This window comes from Pseudomonas gozinkensis, from assembly GCF_014863585.1.
Taxonomy (GTDB): Bacteria; Pseudomonadota; Gammaproteobacteria; order Pseudomonadales; family Pseudomonadaceae; genus Aquipseudomonas; species Aquipseudomonas gozinkensis.
Genome location: NZ_CP062253.1, coordinates 1070726 through 1088596 on the forward strand (window position 1 = coordinate 1070726; position 17871 = coordinate 1088596).

Sequence of the window (17871 nt, forward strand, 5' to 3'; positions counted from 1 at the left end):
GGTTGGACTCACAGGTACGCGTTGTTGGCGGCGTCGAGGCTGCCTTGGGCGCGCAGGATCAGTTCGCAGAATTCGCGGGCGGCACCTTCGCCGCCACGGGCCTGAGTGACACCGTGAGCGTGTTCGCGCACGAAGGGGGCGGCGTTGGCGACGGCCATGCCCAGCCCTACGCGGCGGATCACCGGCAAGTCAGGCAGGTCGTCACCGAGGTAAGCCACTTGTTCATAGCTTAGGCCCAGTTGCTCCAGAAGGCCGTCAAGAACCACCAGTTTGTCCTCGCGTCCCTGAAACAGGTGCGGGATGCCCAGGTTTTTTGCTCGACGCTCGACCACCGGGGTCTTGCGACCGCTGATGATGGCGGTCTGTACGCCGGCATTCATCAGCATCTTGATGCCCTGGCCATCGAGCGTGTTGAAGGTCTTGAACTCGCTGCCGTCTTCAAGGAAGTACAGGCGTCCGTCGGTGAGGACACCGTCGACGTCGAAAACCGCCAGTTTGATGGCTTTGCCGCGTTGCAGCAGATCGGTGCTCATTTACATCACTCCTGCGCGCAGCAGGTCGGAGAGGTTGAAGGCGCCGATCGGGCGATCCTCTTCGTCCACGACAACCAGCGCGTTGATTCGGTGGTCTTCCATGATTTTCAGGGCTTCGGCGGCGAGCATCTCGGCGCGGGCGGTCTTGCCGTGCACGGTCATCACCTGGTCGATGGTGGCGCTGTGAATATCAATGCTGCGATCCAGGGTGCGACGCAGGTCGCCGTCAGTGAAGATCCCGGCCAGTTTGCCGTCGGCTTCAAGAATGACGGTCATGCCCAGACCCTTGCGGGTCATTTCCATCAGTGCGTCCTTGAGCAGGGTGCCACGCTGTACCTGCGGCAGTTCCTGCCCGGCGTGCATGACGTTTTCCACTTTCAGCAGCAGGCGTCGGCCCAGTGCGCCGCCCGGGTGGGAAAAGGCGAAGTCTTCTGCGGTGAAACCGCGTGCTTCCAGCAGCGCCACGGCCAGAGCGTCGCCCATGACCAGCGCAGCGGTGGTCGAGGAGGTCGGCGCCAGGTTCAGTGGGCAGGCTTCGTGCTCGACGTGAACGTTGAGATTGACCTCGGCGGCCTTGGCCAGTGGCGATTGCGGGTTGCCGGTCACGCTGATCAGCTGGATGCCCAGGCGCTTGATCAGTGGCAGCAGGGTGACGATTTCGTTGGTGGAGCCGGAGTTCGACAGGGCCAGGATGACGTCGTCACGGGTGATCATGCCCATGTCACCGTGGCTGGCCTCGGCCGGGTGCACGAAAAACGCCGGTGTGCCGGTGCTGGCCAGGGTCGCGGCGATTTTGTTGCCGATGTGCCCTGACTTGCCCATGCCGACCACGACGACACGGCCCTTGCTGGCCAGAATCATCTCGCAAGCGCGTACGAAATCGGCGTCGATATGGGGCAACAAGCCTTGTACGGCTTCCACTTCGAGGCGGATGGTGCGTTGTGCCGATTGAATCAGGTCGCTGGTTTGGCTCATGTCAGAAATCGTATAGCCCGATGAAAAGGCGGCGATTATAGCGGTTATGTTGAAAAGCCTCACGCAAGTTCGTCGTGCTTTGTCATTCCTGGTTACCAAAACTCTGCAAATAAGGCTTCAAGCCCTTCAACTCGCAGAATGCGGGCCCGTGCAGGCCTTGGGCGCTTGCCCTTTGCAGTGATATAGTTCGCCGCCAGTTCGGCCTGCCCGGGATGTAGGGGCTTTCCCAAGAAAGCCAGGCGTCCGAGTGAGAGGCTGCATCGCAAGGAGTTTAGATGAGTGCCGATAACGCCTACGCGGTCGAGCTGAAGGGAGTCTCCTTCAAGCGCGGTGCGCGGAGCATTTTCAATAACGTCGATATCCGCATCCCGCGCGGCAAGGTCACCGGCATCATGGGGCCTTCCGGGTGTGGCAAGACCACGCTGTTGCGCCTGATGGGCGCCCAGTTGCGGCCATCCAAAGGCGAGGTCTGGGTCAACGGCCAGAACCTGCCGAAGCTGTCGCGCAGCGATCTGTTCGATGCGCGCAAGCACATGGGCGTGCTGTTTCAGAGCGGTGCGCTGTTCACCGATCTCGACGTGTTCGAGAACGTCGCCTTCCCGCTGCGTGTTCATACCGACCTGCCGGACGAGATGATCCGCGACATCGTGCTGCTCAAATTGCAGGCAGTGGGTCTGCGCGGTGCCATCGAATTGATGCCCGACGAGCTGTCCGGCGGCATGAAACGCCGTGTCGCGCTCGCCCGGGCCATTGCCCTCGATCCGCAGATCCTCATGTACGACGAACCGTTCGTCGGCCAGGATCCGATCGCCATGGGCGTGCTGGTTCGCCTGATCCGCCTGCTCAACGATGCCCTGGGGATCACCAGCATCGTGGTGTCCCACGACCTCGCCGAAACCGCGAGCATCGCTGACTACATCTATGTGGTCGGTGATGGCCAGGTATTGGGGCAGGGCACGCCGGACGAACTGATGAGCTCGGATGATCCGCGTATTCGTCAATTCATGACCGGTGAACCCGATGGCCCGGTGCCGTATCACTTTCCAGCGCCGGATTACCGCGCAGATCTTCTGGGGAAGCGCCGCTGATGCGCAGAATTACTTTAATGGAGCGTGTGCGCCGTTTCGGCCTGGCCGGGATCGACAGCGTTGCGGTGTTCGGGCGTTCGACACTGTTCCTGTTTCATGCCTTGCTCGGGCGTGGCGGCATCGGCGGCGGTTTTGGTCTGCTGGTCAAGCAGTTGCATTCCGTCGGCGTGATGTCGCTGGTGATCATCGTGGTGTCCGGGATCTTCATCGGCATGGTGCTGGCGCTGCAGGGCTTCAACATCCTCTCGAGCTACGGCTCGGAACAGGCTGTCGGGCAGATGGTGGCGCTGACCCTGTTGCGTGAACTGGGGCCAGTCGTGACCGCGCTGTTGTTTGCCGGGCGTGCCGGTTCGGCGCTGACGGCGGAAATCGGCAACATGAAATCCACCGAACAGCTGTCCAGTCTGGAAATGATCGGGGTCGACCCGCTCAAGTACATCATCGCTCCGCGTCTGTGGGCCGGTTTCATTTCCCTGCCGGTCCTGGCGATGATCTTCAGCGTGGTCGGCATTTGGGGCGGCTCGTGGGTCGCTGTCGACTGGCTGGGTGTCTACGAAGGTTCCTACTGGTCGAACATGCAGAACAGCGTGAGCTTCGGTGACGATGTGCTCAACGGCATCATCAAAAGTGCAGTATTCGCTTTTGTCGTCACCTGGATCGCCGTATTTCAAGGCTATGACTGCGAACCCACTTCCGAGGGGATCAGCCGTGCCACCACCAAGACCGTGGTTTACGCCTCGCTGGCAGTCCTCGGCCTGGACTTTATTCTGACCGCTTTGATGTTTGGAGATTTCTGATGCAAAACCGCACCCTGGAAATCGGTGTCGGCCTGTTCCTGCTGGCAGGGATCCTGGCTTTGTTGCTGCTGGCCCTGCGGGTCAGTGGCCTGTCTCCGACTTCGACCACCGATACCTACAAGCTTTACGCGTATTTCGACAATATCGCCGGTTTGACGGTCAGAGCCAAAGTGACCATGGCGGGTGTGACCATCGGCAAGGTCACCGCGATCGACCTGGATCGCGACAGCTTCACCGGTCGGGTGACCCTGCAAGTGGATAAAAGCGTCGACAATCTGCCGACCGACTCCACAGCATCTATCCTGACAGCGGGTCTGCTGGGCGAGAAGTACATCGGTATCAGCGTGGGCGGGGAAGACACCCGGCTCAAGGATGGTGGAACCATCCACGACACCCAGTCGTCTCTGGTACTGGAAGACCTGATCGGTAAATTCCTGCTCAATACCGTTAGCAAAGACGCCAAATGAGGAGCTTTTGAATGATCTCTACCTTGCGACGTGGCCTGTTGGTGTTGCTTGCAGCGCTGCCGCTGGTGGCCAATGCCGTGGCGGCGCCTTCGGCGCATGACCTGGTTCAGGACACCACCAACCGGATGCTGGCTGATCTGGCCGCCAACAAAGAGAAGTACAAGCAGGATCCGGCTGACTTCTACACCGCGTTGAACACCATCGTCGGGCCGGTCGTGGATGCCGAAGGCATTTCCAAGAGCATCATGACGGTCAAGTATTCGCGCAAGGCAACTCCGGCGCAGATGAAGACCTTCGAGGAAAACTTCAAGCGCGGTCTGTTCCAGTTCTATGGCAACGCGTTGCTCGAGTACAACAACCAGGGCATCACCGTCGATGCGCCCAAGGACGAGTCGGGCGACCGTACCAGCGTCGGCATGACCGTCAAAGGCAACAACGGCGCGATCTATCCGGTTTCGTACACCCTGGAGAAGATCAACGGCGAGTGGAAACTGCGCAACGTGATCATCAACGGCATCAACATCGGCAAGCTGTTCCGTGACCAGTTCGCCGACGCCATGCAGCGCAATGGCAACGACCTGGACAAGACCATCAACGGCTGGGCCGGGGAAGTCGCCAAGGCCAAGCAGTCGGCCGAGCAGAACGAGAAGCCTGCCCAATGACCGAGTCGGCCATTCGTCTGGACGAAGCCAGTGAACTGCAGCTCAGCGGCGTGCTGGATTACCGCACTGCCCCGGACCTGCGCGAGCAGGGCCGGGCGCTGATCAAGTCGTGCAATGCCCCGGCATTGGTGATCGACTGTTCGGCGGTGGAGAAGTCCAGCAGCGTCGGTCTGTCGCTGCTGCTGTGCTTCATTCGCGATGCAAAGGCCGCCGGAAAGGCTGTCAGCATTCGCGGGATGCCCGAAGACATGCGCGAAATTGCTCAGGTCAGCGAACTGACCGAGCTGTTGGCGCAACCCTGAACCCGCATCAATAGAGAAGCCCCCCGTCAGAGTCCTGCGCAGCGGGGTTCGCAGGCGCGGGGCTTTTTTGTATGATGTCCGACCCGTGCGCACAGGGCGCCGATTGAGGTTGAGCATGCAGGCCGTAGAAGTGAAGAGCTTCCTTGAAGGAAAGCTGCCCGGAACCCGGGTGGAAGTTGAAGGCGAAGGCTGCAACTTTCAGCTGAACGTGATTAGCGATGAACTGGCGGCGTTGAGCCCGGTCAAGCGTCAGCAAAGCATCTATGCCCATTTGAACCCATGGATCGCCGATGGCAGCATCCACGCGGTCACTATGAAATTTTTCAGCAGCGCGGCCTGGGCCGAGCGCACCTGAGCCCTAGGGCGTCGAGATTGTTATGGATAAATTGATTATTACCGGTGGCGCTCGTCTTGATGGCGAGATCCGCATTTCCGGGGCGAAGAACTCCGCCCTGCCGATCCTGGCCGCCACCCTGCTGTGCGATGGCCCGGTGACCGTTGGCAACCTGCCGCACCTGCACGACATCACCACCATGATCGAGCTGTTCGGTCGCATGGGCATCGAGCCTGTGATCGACGAGAAGCTCAGCGTCGAAATCGACCCGCGCACCATCAAGACCCTGATCGCTCCGTACGAACTGGTGAAAACCATGCGTGCCTCGATCCTGGTGCTGGGCCCGATGGTTGCGCGTTTCGGTGAAGCCGAAGTCGCACTGCCTGGCGGTTGCGCCATCGGTTCGCGCCCGGTCGATCTGCACATCCGTGGCCTGGAAGCCATGGGCGCGGTCATCGATGTCGAAGGCGGTTACATCAAGGCCAAGGCCCCTGAAGGCGGCCTGCGCGGCGCACAATTCTTCTTCGATACCGTCAGTGTGACCGGTACCGAGAACATCATGATGGCTGCCGCTCTGGCCAAGGGCCGCAGCGTGCTGCAGAACGCCGCCCGCGAGCCTGAAGTGGTGGACCTGGCGAACTTCCTCAATGCCATGGGCGCCAAGATTTCCGGCGCCGGCACTGACACCATCACCATTGATGGCGTCGAGCGTCTGGGTTCGTGCTTCTACAAAGTCATGCCTGACCGCATCGAAACCGGCACCTACCTGGTGGCCGCTGCGGTCACCGGTGGCCGTGTGAAGGTCAAGGACACCGATCCGACCATTCTCGAAGCCGTTCTGGAAAAACTCCGTGAAGCCGGCGCAGAAATCACCTGTGGTGAAGACTGGATCGAGCTGAACATGCACGGCAAGCGCCCGAAAGCGGTCAACGTGCGCACTGCGCCGTACCCGGCGTTCCCGACCGACATGCAGGCGCAGTTCATCTCGCTCAACGCCATTGCCGAAGGCACTGGCGCGGTCATCGAGACGATCTTCGAAAACCGCTTCATGCACGTGTACGAACTGCACCGCATGGGCGCGCACATCCAGGTCGAAGGCAACACCGCCATCGTGACCGGCATCGAAACACTCAAGGGCGCGCCAGTGATGGCAACCGACCTGCGTGCTTCGGCGAGCCTGGTGATTTCGGCACTGGTGGCACAGGGCGATACCCTGATCGACCGCATCTACCACATCGATCGTGGTTACGAGTGCATCGAGGAAAAACTGCAGATGCTGGGCGCCAGGATCCGTCGCGTTCCGGGCTAATCGCTGCATCTGGACACAGGGAAGTGTCCGTTGAATTCGTTTTGATCGGGGGGGGCAACGCCCTCGAAGTATGTCCGGCGCCGATTGCGACCGGACATGAGTACCTTGATAAGGACTGACGTTTCCCATGTTGACCATCGCACTGTCCAAGGGCCGCATCCTTGACGACACCCTGCCGCTTCTCGCCGAAGCGGGCATCGTGCCGACCGAGAATCCGGACAAGAGCCGCAAGCTGATCATCCCCACGACCCAGGAAGACGTTCGCCTGTTGATCGTGCGGGCCACCGACGTGCCGACCTATGTCGAGCATGGTGCGGCCGACCTCGGCGTTGCCGGTAAAGACGTGCTGATGGAATACACAGGGCAAGGCCTGTACGAGCCGCTGGATCTGCAGATTGCCCAGTGCAAGCTGATGACCGCCGGCAAGGTCGGTGCTGTCGAGCCCAAGGGCCGTCTGCGCGTCGCCACTAAATTCGTCAACGTCGCCAAGCGTTACTACGCCGAACAGGGCCGTCAGGTCGACATCATCAAACTGTACGGCTCGATGGAACTGGCACCGCTGATCGGTCTGGCCGACAAGATCATCGACGTGGTCGACACCGGCAATACCCTGCGAGCCAACGGCCTGGAACCCCAGGAGCTGATCGCCACGATCAGCTCGCGTCTGGTGGTCAATAAAGCTTCGATGAAAATGCAACACGCCCGAATCCAGGCGTTGATCGACACCCTGCGCAAGGCAGTGGAGTCTCGACACCGCGGCTGATGTACCTGCGCGACGTTAAGTCGCGCCCGTCTATCCGCCTCATAGCCAGAATCTCAGGTGCCCAAGCGGAAACGACTGCTAAGTTAGGGCGCCTGAGTTTTTGCCATTCCTATGAGGCTCTCGCTATGACCGCACCGACTGCAATTCGCCGACTCAACGCTGCTGACCCGGATTTCGCGCATCATCTGGATCATCTGCTGAGCTGGGAAAGTGTGTCTGACGACTCGGTCAATCAGCGGGTGCTGGACATCATCAAGGCTGTGCGCGAGCGCGGTGACGCGGCGCTGGTCGAGTTCACCCAGAAATTCGACGGCCTCGAAGTCGCCTCGATGGCGGACCTGATCCTGCCGCGCGAGCGTCTGGAACTGGCCCTGACCCGCATCACTGTCCCACAACGCGAAGCGCTGGAAAAAGCCGCGGCCCGCGTGCGCAGCTATCACGAGAAACAGAAGCAGGACTCCTGGAGCTACACCGAAGCCGACGGCACGGTGCTGGGCCAGAAAGTCACGCCACTGGATCGCGCCGGTCTGTATGTACCGGGCGGAAAGGCGTCGTACCCGTCGTCGGTGTTGATGAACGCGATTCCGGCCAAGGTTGCCGGCGTGACCGAAGTGGTCATGGTGGTGCCGACCCCGCGCGGTGAAGTCAACGAGCTGGTGCTGGCGGCGGCGTGCATCGCCGGCGTCGACCGGGTGTTCACCATCGGTGGTGCGCAAGCAGTTGCCGCATTGGCCTATGGCACCGAAAGCGTGCCGCAGGTGGACAAGGTCGTTGGTCCGGGCAACATCTATGTCGCCACGGCCAAGCGTCACGTGTTCGGTCAGGTCGGCATCGACATGATCGCCGGCCCGTCGGAAATCCTCGTGGTGTGCGACGGCCAGACCGATCCGGACTGGATCGCCATGGACCTTTTCTCTCAGGCCGAGCACGACGAAGACGCTCAGGCGATTCTGGTCAGCCCGGACGCCGAGTTCCTCGACAAGGTCGCCGCGAGCATCGACAAACTGCTGCCGACCATGGATCGCGCGACCATCATCGAAACCTCGATCAATGGCCGAGGCGCCCTGATTCACGTGCGGGACATGGCCCAGGCCATCGAAGTCGCCAACCGCATCGCGCCGGAACACCTTGAGCTGTCGGTCGCAGACCCGCAGGCTTGGCTGCCGCAGATCCGCCACGCCGGCGCGATCTTCATGGGGCGTCACACTTCCGAAGCGCTGGGCGACTACTGCGCCGGTCCGAACCACGTGTTGCCGACCTCCGGCACCGCGCGTTTCTCCTCGCCGCTGGGCGTTTATGACTTCCAGAAACGCTCGTCGATCATCTTCTGCTCCGAGGCCGGCGCTTCGGAGCTTGGCAAGACCGCATCGATCCTGGCCCGTGGCGAATCGCTGAGCGCCCACGCGCGCAGCGCCGAATACCGCATCAAAGACGAAGTGAAGGGGAACTGAACATGAGCAAATTCTGGAGCCCGTTCGTCAAGGATCTGGTGCCTTACGTGCCGGGCGAGCAGCCGAAGCTGACCCGCCTGGTCAAGCTCAACACCAACGAAAACCCGTACGGCCCGTCGCCAAAAGCCCTGGCGGCGATGCAGACCGAACTCAACGACAACCTGCGTCTGTACCCGGATCCGAACAGCGACCTGCTGAAAAACGCCGTCGCCAAGTACTACGGCGTACAGAGCAATCAGGTGTTCCTCGGCAACGGTTCGGACGAAGTGCTGGCGCACATCTTCCACGGCCTGCTGCAACACGATCAGCCGATCCTGTTCCCGGACATCAGCTACAGCTTCTATCCGGTCTACTGCGGCCTTTACGGCATCAAGTTCGACGCGGTACCGCTGGACGCACAGTTCCGGATCAACCCGGCCGACTACGCCAAACCGAACGGCGGGATCATCTTCCCCAACCCGAACGCACCGACCGGTTGCCTGCTGGCGCTGGAAGCCGTCGAGCAGATTCTCAAGGCCAGCCCGGATTCGGTCGTGGTGGTCGACGAGGCCTATATCGACTTCGGCGGCGAAACCGCGATCACTCTGGTGGATCGTTATCCGAACCTGCTGGTGACCCAGACGCTGTCCAAGTCCCGTTCGCTGGCGGGCCTGCGGGTCGGTCTGGCGGTCGGGCATCCGGAGCTGATCGAGGCGCTGGAGCGGATCAAGAACAGCTTCAACTCCTACCCGATCGACCGCATGGCGAATGTCGGCGCGGCGGCGGCGTTCGAGGATCGCGAGTACTTCGACAAGACCTGCGCGCTGGTCATCGAAAGTCGCGAATGGGTGGTCGCGCAGTTGCAGGCAAAGGGTTTTGAAGTGCTGCCGTCAGCGGCGAACTTCATCTTCGCCCGGCATCCGCAACACGATGCGGCGGGGCTCGCGGCCAAACTGCGTGAGCAGGGTGTGATCGTGCGCCACTTCAAGCAGGAACGAATTGCCCAGTTCCTGCGGATCTCGATCGGTACGCCGGAGCAGAATCAGGCGTTGATCGACGGTCTCGGCGAGCTCTGAAACGACGCTGATCCCTGTGGGTTCAGTCCCGCAGGGATCAGCGTTGGTTTATTCGTGATGCGGTTCGCCCAGGAACGTCAACGAACTGAACAACCCCCTGCTGTTCACTTCAGCACTGTCCTTCACCGGCACTTCCACCTGCGCCGCAATCACATTCAACCCTTCATTACGCACCAGCACCTGCGCGCGACCGTCCTTGTCGGTTTCAGTGCTCAAGGTATTCGGCGCGCTGCGGTAATCACCGATCAACTTCACGCCCGCTGCCGGTTTGCCATCGATCAATACTCGCACCGGCAATGATTTCCCCGGGCCAACGTTCAGCGGATCGACCTCTGGCAGGATCAGCAATTTGATCTGATCCAGTTTCGGCAACTTCGCCCCCGGCTGGTAAATCGCCAGACTGTATTTGAAGGTCTCCGTCGCCTCGACAGCCCCTGGCACTTCGCTGCGCCCCTTGTTGATCCACTTCTTGTCAGACGTCTGCGCCCACATGCCGTTGTTCAGCGCAACGGCCATTACCGCAGGCGACCTCAAGGGTTTCAAGCGGGCGTGATCCGCGAGGCGTTCAACGCTGACCGGAATCATTTTGCCGCTCGCGTCATAAGCCCACGCGCCGCCGATCTTCTGCGCCTTGAACGCGTTATCTTCGGCGCCGTGGCCATAGACCACTTCGATATTGCCGCGGCGTTGCTCAGTCCACAGGCCATGCGCCGAGACCTGGCCGGCGAACAGCGCGGCGAAGAGTACAAGGGTTTTGCCGTATTGCATGGTGACGTCCTTTTACAGGTTGAGTGTCAGGCTGACGGTGAAATTGCGCGGCTCGCCGGGGTTGACCCAGTAGTTGCTGTAGGAGCGCTCGTAATATTTTTCGTCGAAGAGGTTGTTCAGATTCAGACCGACCGTGACGTTGTCGCTGGCCTTGTAATGGGCCAGCAGGTCGACGGTGTGATAGGCCGGCAATTCGAAATCGCCACCGGCTTCACCGGAGCGGTCGCCGACGTAGGTGAACGCGGCGCCTACGTCCGAGCCGCGCAGATGGCCAACCTGAAATTCATAGACCCCAAGCAGGCTGCCGCTGCGCTTGGCTACGCCGAGGATGCGGCTGCCAGTGGGAATCACCACGTCGCCTTGGGTCACTTCGGCATCGATCCAGGCGAAGGCGCCTATGACCCGCACCGCGTCGGTCACTTGCCCGGTCACTTGCAGGTCGAAACCGCGACTGCGCGCCTTGCCCATGGCGCGGCTGTTGTCGGTGGCCGGGTCGAGGGCGAGAACGTTTTCCTTGTCGATGTGGAAGAAGGCGAGGGTGCTGCTCAGGCGTTCGTCGAACAGTTCGTTCTTGATGCCGACTTCGTAACCGACACCCTCTTCGGGGTCGAAGGATTTGCCAGAGGCGTCGAGACCGTTGTTCGGTTTGAATGAGGTCGAGGCGTTGGCGAATACGCCGGTGTTCGGCGTCAGTTGATAGAGCAGACCAGCGCGTTGGGTGAGGGCGTCGTGACGCTGGCTGCTCCTGGCGTTACGGCTGTGGTCGTCGATGCGCTGGTCGAAATGCTCGAAACGTGCGCCGATCATGCCGCGCAGTTTGTCGGTGAAGACAATCTGATCCTGCAGGTTCAACGCGTGGCTTTCGACGTGTTCGAAAAAATCCGTGCCCGAGCGAGCGCCGTTGGGTTTCGGCTGGCCGTAGATCGGTTTGTAGATGTCGATGGCGTAAGGCCCGCCGGCAATGGTGGTGACGCGCTCGTTCTTGCGGAAGTTTTCGTATTCGCTGCCGATCAGCAGTTCGTGCTGCCACGGGCCGAGGTCGAACAGGCCGCGCAGTTCCAGTTGCGTGATGCTGTCGTGCCAGTTGGTATCGCGTTCGCGATAGCGGCGGTTGACGGTGTGGCCGTCGGCGTTCAACGGGCGGTTTTCGGAAGCGTCGCCCCAGAGTTTGCCTTCCTTGTAATGGCTGGCCAGACGCAGCTTCCAGTTGTCGTTGAGATGATGTTCGAGGGTCGCTTGCAGCAAGTTGTTGTGGTTATCGATGTTGCCGTCGTTGGGCTCGCCGAGAAAGGTCGAGCGCGAGACGCCGCTCCACGTGTTGTTCGGTGCGACGATGCCACGGTCGAAAGTGGAGTTGTGGCGGACGATTTCGCTTTCCACCAGCAGCGATGTGTCCGGGTTCAGTTGCCAGCTGATTGAGGGCGCGACGAATACCCGGTGGCTGTCGACGTGATCGCGGAAGCTGTGGTTGTCCTCTACGGCAAGGTTGATTCGTGAGAGCACATTGTTCTGATCATCCAGCGGCGTGTTGACGTCGAGTGCGGTGCGATAGCGATCCCAACTGCCGGCGCTGGTTTGCAGGGTGGTGAAGGCTTCCGGCTGCGGCTTTTTGGTGACGATGTTCACCGTGCCACCGGGATCGCCCCGGCCATAAAGACTCGCTGCCGGGCCCTTGAGCACTTCGATGCGCTCGACATTGGCGGTATCCGGCGTGCTGGGATAACCCCGGTTGGCGCTGAAACCGTCCTTGTAAAATTCGGAGGTGGTAAAGCCGCGCACGCTGTACTCGTAGAGCGTCAGGCCTCCGAAGTTGTTCTGCTTCGACACGCCGCCAGCAAAATCCAGTGCGCGCTCGACGCTGGTGCTGCCCAGGTCCTTGAGCACGCTGGCGGGTACCACGCTGATCGCTTGGGGAATATCACGAATCGCTGTATCGGTTTTGGTCGCGCTGGAGGAACGTGTTGCGCGATAACCCTTGACCGGGCCTGTCGGTGACTCGTAGTCGGAAATGACGCTGATGGCGTCGAGTTCGAGTGGGGTGGGTTCTTCGGCGAAGGCTGGATCGACCAGCAAACCGAGACTCAGGCCGAGGAGGGAGGCCTTTGTTCGAGACGACATGTTATGTTGTTCCAATTGTCATAATTGAAACAATATAACATGCCTGTTGAGAATGTCTTTTATTCGTGCCCCTGGCGCGAACGAAGTTTTATTCTTCTTTTTCTTTCATCGGCGCGGGTGGTGGACGCAGACCAATCTCAGCCGTCAGCTTCAACTCCTTGCCATTGCGCATGACCTGAATCGTGACCTTGTCGGTCGGCTTGATCCGCGCCACCTGGTTCATCGACTTGCGACCATCACCGGCCGGTTCGCCGTCGATGCTCAGAATCACGTCACCCAGTTGCAGGCCGGCTTTCTGTGCCGGGCCGTCGCGGAAAATGCCCGCCACCACGATCCCCGGACGGCCGGACAGGCCAAACGACTCGGCCAGTTCCTGGGTCAGCGGTTGCACTTCAATCCCCAGCCAGCCACGAATGACTTGTCCGTGCTCGATGATCGACTTCATGACTTCCATCGCCAGTTTTACCGGGATCGCAAAACCGATGCCCTGGGAGCCGCCGGACTTGGAGAAGATCGCGGTGTTGATGCCGGTCAGGTTGCCGTTGGCGTCGACCAGCGCACCACCGGAGTTGCCCGGGTTGATCGCCGCGTCGGTCTGGATGAAGTCTTCGTAGTTGTTCAGGCCCAACTGGTTGCGGCCGGTGGCGCTGATGATGCCCATGGTCACGGTCTGGCCGACGCCGAACGGGTTGCCGATGGCCAGTGCGACGTCGCCGATGCGGATGTTGTCGGAGCGGCCGACGGTGATCGACGGCAGGGTTTTCAGGTCGATCTTCAGGACGGCGAGGTCGGTTTCCGGGTCGCTGCCGATCACCCGCGCCAGTGTTTCACGACCGTCCTTGAGCGCCACGACGATCTGGTCGGCACCGCTGGTGACGTGGTTGTTGGTCAGGATGTAGCCTTCCGGGCTCATGATCACGCCGGAGCCGAGGCTCGATTCCATGCGCTTCTGCTTCGGCGAATTGTCCCCGAAGAAACGGCGGAACTGCGGATCCTCGAACAGCGGATGGCTCGGCTTGTTGATGACTTTGGTGGTGTAGAGGTTGACCACCGACGGCGCGGCGATGGTCACCGCGTCGGCATAGGACACCGGCCCCTGCTGCACACTGGTGGTTTGCGGGGCCTGTTGCAGGTTGACGTCGAGGCTCGGAAGCCCGACCCACTGCGGGTAACGCTGAATAATCAACAGAGCGATAAGCACGCCGGCCAACAACGGCCAGCCGAAAAAACGCAGCGCCTTGAGCATTAAGCACGTCCTGGAAAAGTTGCAGGCGGGGTCAGACCGCCCATAATGTCGCGCATTATACGAGGCCGCGCGCGCCTCTGAACGGGATTTTCAGGAGTCTTTCATGGCCGTTGCCCTCAGTACCCTGGTCGAAGAAGCCGACCGTTACCTCGGCAGTGCGAAAATTGCCGATTATTGCCCCAACGGCCTGCAGGTCGAGGGCCGTCCGCAGGTGATGCGCATCGTCAGTGGCGTTACCGCCAGTCAGGCGTTGCTCGATGCCGCCGTCGAGGCCGACGCCGATCTGGTGCTGGTGCATCACGGTTATTTCTGGAAGGGCGAGAACCCGTGCATTACCGGGATGAAGCAGCGCCGATTGAAGACGCTGCTCAAGCACGATATCAGTCTGCTCGGTTATCACCTGCCGCTGGATCTGCACCCGGACGTCGGCAACAACGTGCAACTGGCCCGTCAGTTGGATATCACCGTCGAAGGGCCGCTGGATCCGGATAATCTGAAGATCGTCGGTCTGGTCGGTTCCCTGAGCGAACCGATGACCCCGCGTGACTTCGCCCGCAAGGTGCAGGAGGTCATGGGTCGTGAACCGCTGCTGGTCGAAGGCAGCGCGATGATCCGTCGGGTTGGCTGGTGCACCGGTGGCGGTCAGGGTTACATCGACAATGCGATCGCGGCCGGTGTCGATCTGTTCCTCAGTGGCGAAGCCTCCGAGCAGACGTTCCACAGCGCCCGGGAAAACGACATCAGCTTCATCGCCGCCGGTCACCATGCCACCGAACGCTATGGTGTGCAGGCGCTGGGTGACTATCTGGCGAAGCGCTTTGCCCTGGAGCATATCTTCATCGACTGCCCGAATCCGATCTGACTTTTCCTTCAAGAGAACCCGAACGGGCAGGCATATTCATATACCCTTTCGATCTAGTTGGCGTCCTGATTAGAAGGGGGCGCTGTGCTAGGATTCCCCGCTCGAACACGGCCCGCTGGCCGTTCATAAGAAAGCTTTCGTGAGTAGCCATGGTCGACAAACTGACGCATCTGAAACAGCTGGAGGCGGAAAGCATCCACATCATCCGCGAGGTGGCCGCCGAGTTCGACAACCCGGTGATGCTGTACTCCATCGGTAAAGACTCCGCCGTGATGCTGCATCTGGCACGCAAGGCGTTCTTCCCGGGCAAACTGCCGTTTCCGGTGATGCACGTCGACACCCGCTGGAAATTCCAGGAAATGTACAAGTTCCGCGACAAGATGGTCGAAGAGCTTGGCCTGGACCTCATCACTCACATCAACCCCGATGGCGTGGCGCAGAACATCAACCCGTTCACCCACGGCAGCGCCAAGCACACCGACATCATGAAGACCGAGGGCCTGAAGCAGGCACTCGACAAGCATGGTTTCGACGCAGCTTTCGGTGGTGCCCGTCGCGATGAAGAGAAGTCCCGCGCCAAGGAGCGCGTCTACTCGTTCCGCGACAGCAAACACCGCTGGGACCCGAAGAATCAGCGTCCCGAGCTGTGGAACGTCTACAACGGCAAGGTCAACAAGGGCGAATCCATTCGTGTGTTCCCGTTGTCGAACTGGACCGAGCTGGACATCTGGCAGTACATCTACCTCGAGGGCATCCCGATCGTGCCGCTGTACTTCGCCGCCGAACGCGAAGTGATCGAGAAGAACGGCACGCTGATCATGATCGACGACGAGCGCATCCTCGAGCACCTGTCTGATGAAGACAAAGCGCGCATCGTCAAAAAGAAAGTGCGTTTCCGTACCCTTGGCTGCTACCCGTTGACGGGCGCGGTGGAGTCCGAGGCCGAAAGCCTGACGGACATCATTCAGGAAATGCTCCTGACGCGAACTTCCGAGCGCCAGGGCCGGGTCATCGACCACGATGGCGCAGGCTCGATGGAAGACAAGAAACGTCAGGGTTATTTCTAAGGGGTTGTCATGTCGCACGCATCTGATTTGATCAGCGAGGACATCCTCGCCTACCTGGGCCAGCACGAACGTAAAGAGCTGCTGCGCTTTCTGACCTGCGGTAATGTCGATGACGGCAAGAGCACCCTGATCGGGCGCCTGCTGCACGACTCGAAGATGATCTACGAAGATCACCTCGAAGCCATCACCCGCGATTCGAAAAAAGTCGGCACCACCGGTGACGACATCGACCTGGCATTGCTGGTCGACGGTCTGCAGGCCGAGCGTGAGCAGGGCATCACCATCGATGTCGCCTACCGCTATTTCTCCACCGCCAAGCGCAAATTCATCATCGCCGACACCCCCGGCCATGAGCAGTACACCCGCAACATGGCCACGGGTGCGTCCACCTGTGACCTGGCGATCATCCTGGTCGACGCCCGTTACGGCGTACAGACCCAGACCCGTCGCCACAGCTTCATCGCCTCGTTGCTGGGCATCAAGCATATCGTTGTCGCCATCAACAAGATGGACCTCAAGGGCTTCGATCAGGGCGTGTTCGAGTCGATCAAGGCCGACTACCTGAAGTTCGCCGAAGGCTTGAAAATGAAGCCGACGAGCATGCACTTCGTGCCGATGTCCGCTCTGAAGGGCGACAATGTGGTGAACAAGTCCGAGCGCTCGCCGTGGTACACCGGCCAGTCGCTGATGGAAATTCTCGAGACCGTGGAAGTGGCGGGCGATCGCAACTTCACCGATCTGCGTTTCCCGGTGCAGTACGTCAACCGTCCGAACCTGAACTTCCGCGGTTTCGCCGGCACTCTGGCCAGCGGCATCGTCAAGAAGGGCGACGAAGTCGTGGTCCTGCCGTCGGGCAAGAGCAGCCGCGTGAAATCCATCGTCACCTTCGAAGGTGAACTGGAACACGCAGGCCCGGGTCAGGCGGTGACGCTGACCATGGAAGACGAAATCGACATCTCCCGTGGCGACCTGCTGGTTCACGCCGACAACGTTCCGCCGGTCACCGACAGCTTCGAAGCGATGCTGGTGTGGATGGCTGAAGAGCCGATGCTGCCGGGCAAGAAATACGACATTAAACGCGCCACCAGTTACGTGCCGGGCTCCATTGCCAGCATCGTCAACAAGGTCGACGTCAACACGCTCGAAGAGGGCCCGGCGAGCGCGTTGCAGCTCAACGAAATCGGCAAGGTGAAGATTGCGCTCGACGCGCCGATCGCCCTCGACGGTTACGACAGCAACCGCACCACCGGCGCGTTCATCGTCATCGACCGTTTGACCAACGGCACCGTCGGCGCCGGCATGATCGTCGCTCAGCCGGTGACCCATGGCACGGCTACGCACCACGGTAAGCAGGCCCATGTAGCGACCGAAGAACGCGCTCAGCGTTTCGGCCAGCAACCGGCCACCGTACTGTTCAGCGGCCTGTCGGGCGCTGGTAAGAGCACGCTGGCCTATGCGGTCGAGCGCAAGCTGTTCGACCTTGGTCGTGCGGTGTTTGTACTCGACGGTCAGAACCTGCGTCACGATCTCAACAAAGGTCTGCCGCAGGATCGTGCCGGCCGCACCGAAAACTGGCGTCGTGCCGCGCACGTGGCTCGTCAGTTCAACGAAGCCGGCCTGCTGACGCTTGCTGCGTTCGTGGCGCCGAGTGCCGAAGGCCGTGAGCAGGCCAAGGAACTGATTGGTAAGGAGCGTTTGCTGACGGTCTATGTCCAGGCTTCGCCGACCGTGTGCGCCGAGCGTGATCCGCAAGGTCTGTACGCTGCCGGTGGCGACAACATTCCGGGCGAGTCCTTCCCGTACGATGTGCCGCTGGACGCCGATCTGGTGGTCGACACCCAGTCGCTGTCGCTGGATGAAAGCGTCAAGCAAGTGCTGGATCTGCTGCGCAAGCGTGGCGCGATCTAAGCGCTGAGCAGAAGTGAAAAACCCGCCGATGAGTGATCATCGGCGGGTTTTTTATTGGGCTGTGATCGTTCCCACTCTCTGCGTGGGAATGCCTCATTGGACGCTCCGCGTCCGCTTCGGCAGGGACGCAGAGCGTCCCGGGCTACATTCCCACGCAGAGCGTGGG

Annotated in this window: 18 protein-coding genes; 13 read left to right on the forward strand and 5 right to left on the reverse strand. The window is 60.6% G+C overall.

What is annotated here, in order from left to right; all coding sequences use genetic code 11:
* Positions 1–8: 8 nt before the first annotated feature.
* The gene (locus tag IHQ43_RS04630) at positions 9–533 is read right to left on the reverse strand and encodes a KdsC family phosphatase (protein ID WP_039769294.1); all 525 of its coding nucleotides are present in this window, start codon (positions 531–533) and stop codon (positions 9–11) included.
* Positions 534–1508, reverse strand: coding sequence for a KpsF/GutQ family sugar-phosphate isomerase (locus tag IHQ43_RS04635; protein ID WP_011332477.1), 975 nt, complete (start codon positions 1506–1508; stop codon positions 534–536). It abuts the gene before it with no gap.
* Positions 1509–1783: 275 nt separating this feature from the next.
* Between IHQ43_RS04635 and IHQ43_RS04640 the strand changes: the two genes are divergently transcribed.
* From IHQ43_RS04640 to hisC, 10 genes are all read left to right on the forward strand, one after another.
* Positions 1784–2596, forward strand: a complete 813-nt coding sequence (locus IHQ43_RS04640; protein ID WP_007953564.1) for an ATP-binding cassette domain-containing protein — start codon at positions 1784–1786, stop codon at positions 2594–2596.
* Positions 2596–3393 carry a lipid asymmetry maintenance ABC transporter permease subunit MlaE gene (gene mlaE, locus IHQ43_RS04645; protein ID WP_007953561.1) on the forward strand — a complete coding sequence of 266 codons (798 nt, stop codon included), beginning with the start codon at positions 2596–2598 and terminating at the stop codon, positions 3391–3393. The genes IHQ43_RS04640 and mlaE overlap by 1 nt, the downstream gene beginning before the upstream one ends.
* Positions 3393–3860, forward strand: a complete 468-nt coding sequence (gene mlaD, locus IHQ43_RS04650) for an outer membrane lipid asymmetry maintenance protein MlaD (protein ID WP_007953559.1) — start codon at positions 3393–3395, stop codon at positions 3858–3860. Before mlaE ends, mlaD begins: the two co-directional genes overlap by 1 nt.
* An 11-nt stretch (positions 3861–3871) precedes the next feature.
* Entirely contained in the window at positions 3872–4522 is a 651-nt protein-coding gene (locus IHQ43_RS04655; RefSeq protein WP_007953558.1) for an MlaC/ttg2D family ABC transporter substrate-binding protein, read from the forward strand.
* Positions 4519–4824: an STAS domain-containing protein gene (locus tag IHQ43_RS04660; protein WP_085698468.1), complete on the forward strand. Its 306-nt coding sequence runs from the start codon at positions 4519–4521 to the stop codon at positions 4822–4824. The genes IHQ43_RS04655 and IHQ43_RS04660 overlap by 4 nt, the downstream gene beginning before the upstream one ends.
* Before the next feature lie 115 nt (positions 4825–4939).
* Positions 4940–5179 (forward strand): BolA family protein, encoded by a 240-nt coding sequence (locus tag IHQ43_RS04665; RefSeq protein WP_192563536.1) that lies wholly within the window; start codon positions 4940–4942, stop codon positions 5177–5179.
* A 22-nt stretch (positions 5180–5201) separates the two neighbouring features.
* Positions 5202–6467 (forward strand): UDP-N-acetylglucosamine 1-carboxyvinyltransferase, encoded by a 1266-nt coding sequence (gene murA / locus IHQ43_RS04670; protein WP_192563537.1) that lies wholly within the window; start codon positions 5202–5204, stop codon positions 6465–6467.
* 127 nt (positions 6468–6594) lie between these two features.
* On the forward strand, positions 6595–7230 hold the full coding sequence (gene hisG, locus IHQ43_RS04675) for an ATP phosphoribosyltransferase (RefSeq protein ID WP_007953554.1): 636 nt from the start codon (positions 6595–6597) through the stop codon (positions 7228–7230).
* Positions 7231–7355: 125 nt separating this feature from the next.
* A complete protein-coding gene (hisD, locus tag IHQ43_RS04680; RefSeq protein WP_007953552.1) occupies positions 7356–8681 on the forward strand; it encodes a histidinol dehydrogenase in 1326 nt (441 codons plus the stop codon).
* Positions 8682–8683: 2 nt separating this feature from the next.
* Entirely contained in the window at positions 8684–9736 is a 1053-nt protein-coding gene (gene hisC / locus IHQ43_RS04685; protein ID WP_192563538.1) for a histidinol-phosphate transaminase, read from the forward strand.
* Between the two features lie 48 nt (positions 9737–9784).
* Here hisC and IHQ43_RS04690 read toward each other — a convergent pair whose 3' ends face one another.
* The 3 genes from IHQ43_RS04690 to algW all read right to left on the reverse strand — a co-directional run bounded on the left by IHQ43_RS04690 (position 9785) and on the right by algW (position 13868).
* Complete coding sequence (locus IHQ43_RS04690; protein ID WP_192563539.1) at positions 9785–10504, reverse strand: DUF4198 domain-containing protein; 720 nt, start codon at positions 10502–10504, stop codon at positions 9785–9787.
* Positions 10505–10516: 12 nt separating this feature from the next.
* Complete coding sequence (locus IHQ43_RS04695) at positions 10517–12622, reverse strand: TonB-dependent siderophore receptor (protein WP_192563540.1); 2106 nt, start codon at positions 12620–12622, stop codon at positions 10517–10519.
* Positions 12623–12710: 88 nt separating this feature from the next.
* The gene (algW, locus tag IHQ43_RS04700) at positions 12711–13868 is read right to left on the reverse strand and encodes a Do family serine endopeptidase AlgW (RefSeq protein ID WP_192563541.1); all 1158 of its coding nucleotides are present in this window, start codon (positions 13866–13868) and stop codon (positions 12711–12713) included.
* 103 nt (positions 13869–13971) lie between these two features.
* On the opposite strand from algW, the gene IHQ43_RS04705 reads away from it, so the two are divergent.
* The 3 genes from IHQ43_RS04705 (at position 13972) to cysN (ending at position 17705) form a co-directional block, all read left to right on the forward strand.
* A complete protein-coding gene (locus tag IHQ43_RS04705; RefSeq protein ID WP_192563542.1) occupies positions 13972–14730 on the forward strand; it encodes a Nif3-like dinuclear metal center hexameric protein in 759 nt (252 codons plus the stop codon).
* Between the two features lie 149 nt (positions 14731–14879).
* The gene (cysD, locus tag IHQ43_RS04710) at positions 14880–15797 is read left to right on the forward strand and encodes a sulfate adenylyltransferase subunit CysD (protein ID WP_007912374.1); all 918 of its coding nucleotides are present in this window, start codon (positions 14880–14882) and stop codon (positions 15795–15797) included.
* A gap of 9 nt (positions 15798–15806) precedes the next feature.
* Positions 15807–17705 carry a sulfate adenylyltransferase subunit CysN gene (gene cysN / locus IHQ43_RS04715; RefSeq protein WP_192563543.1) on the forward strand — a complete coding sequence of 633 codons (1899 nt, stop codon included), beginning with the start codon at positions 15807–15809 and terminating at the stop codon, positions 17703–17705.
* The last annotated feature ends 166 nt before the right edge of the window (positions 17706–17871 follow it).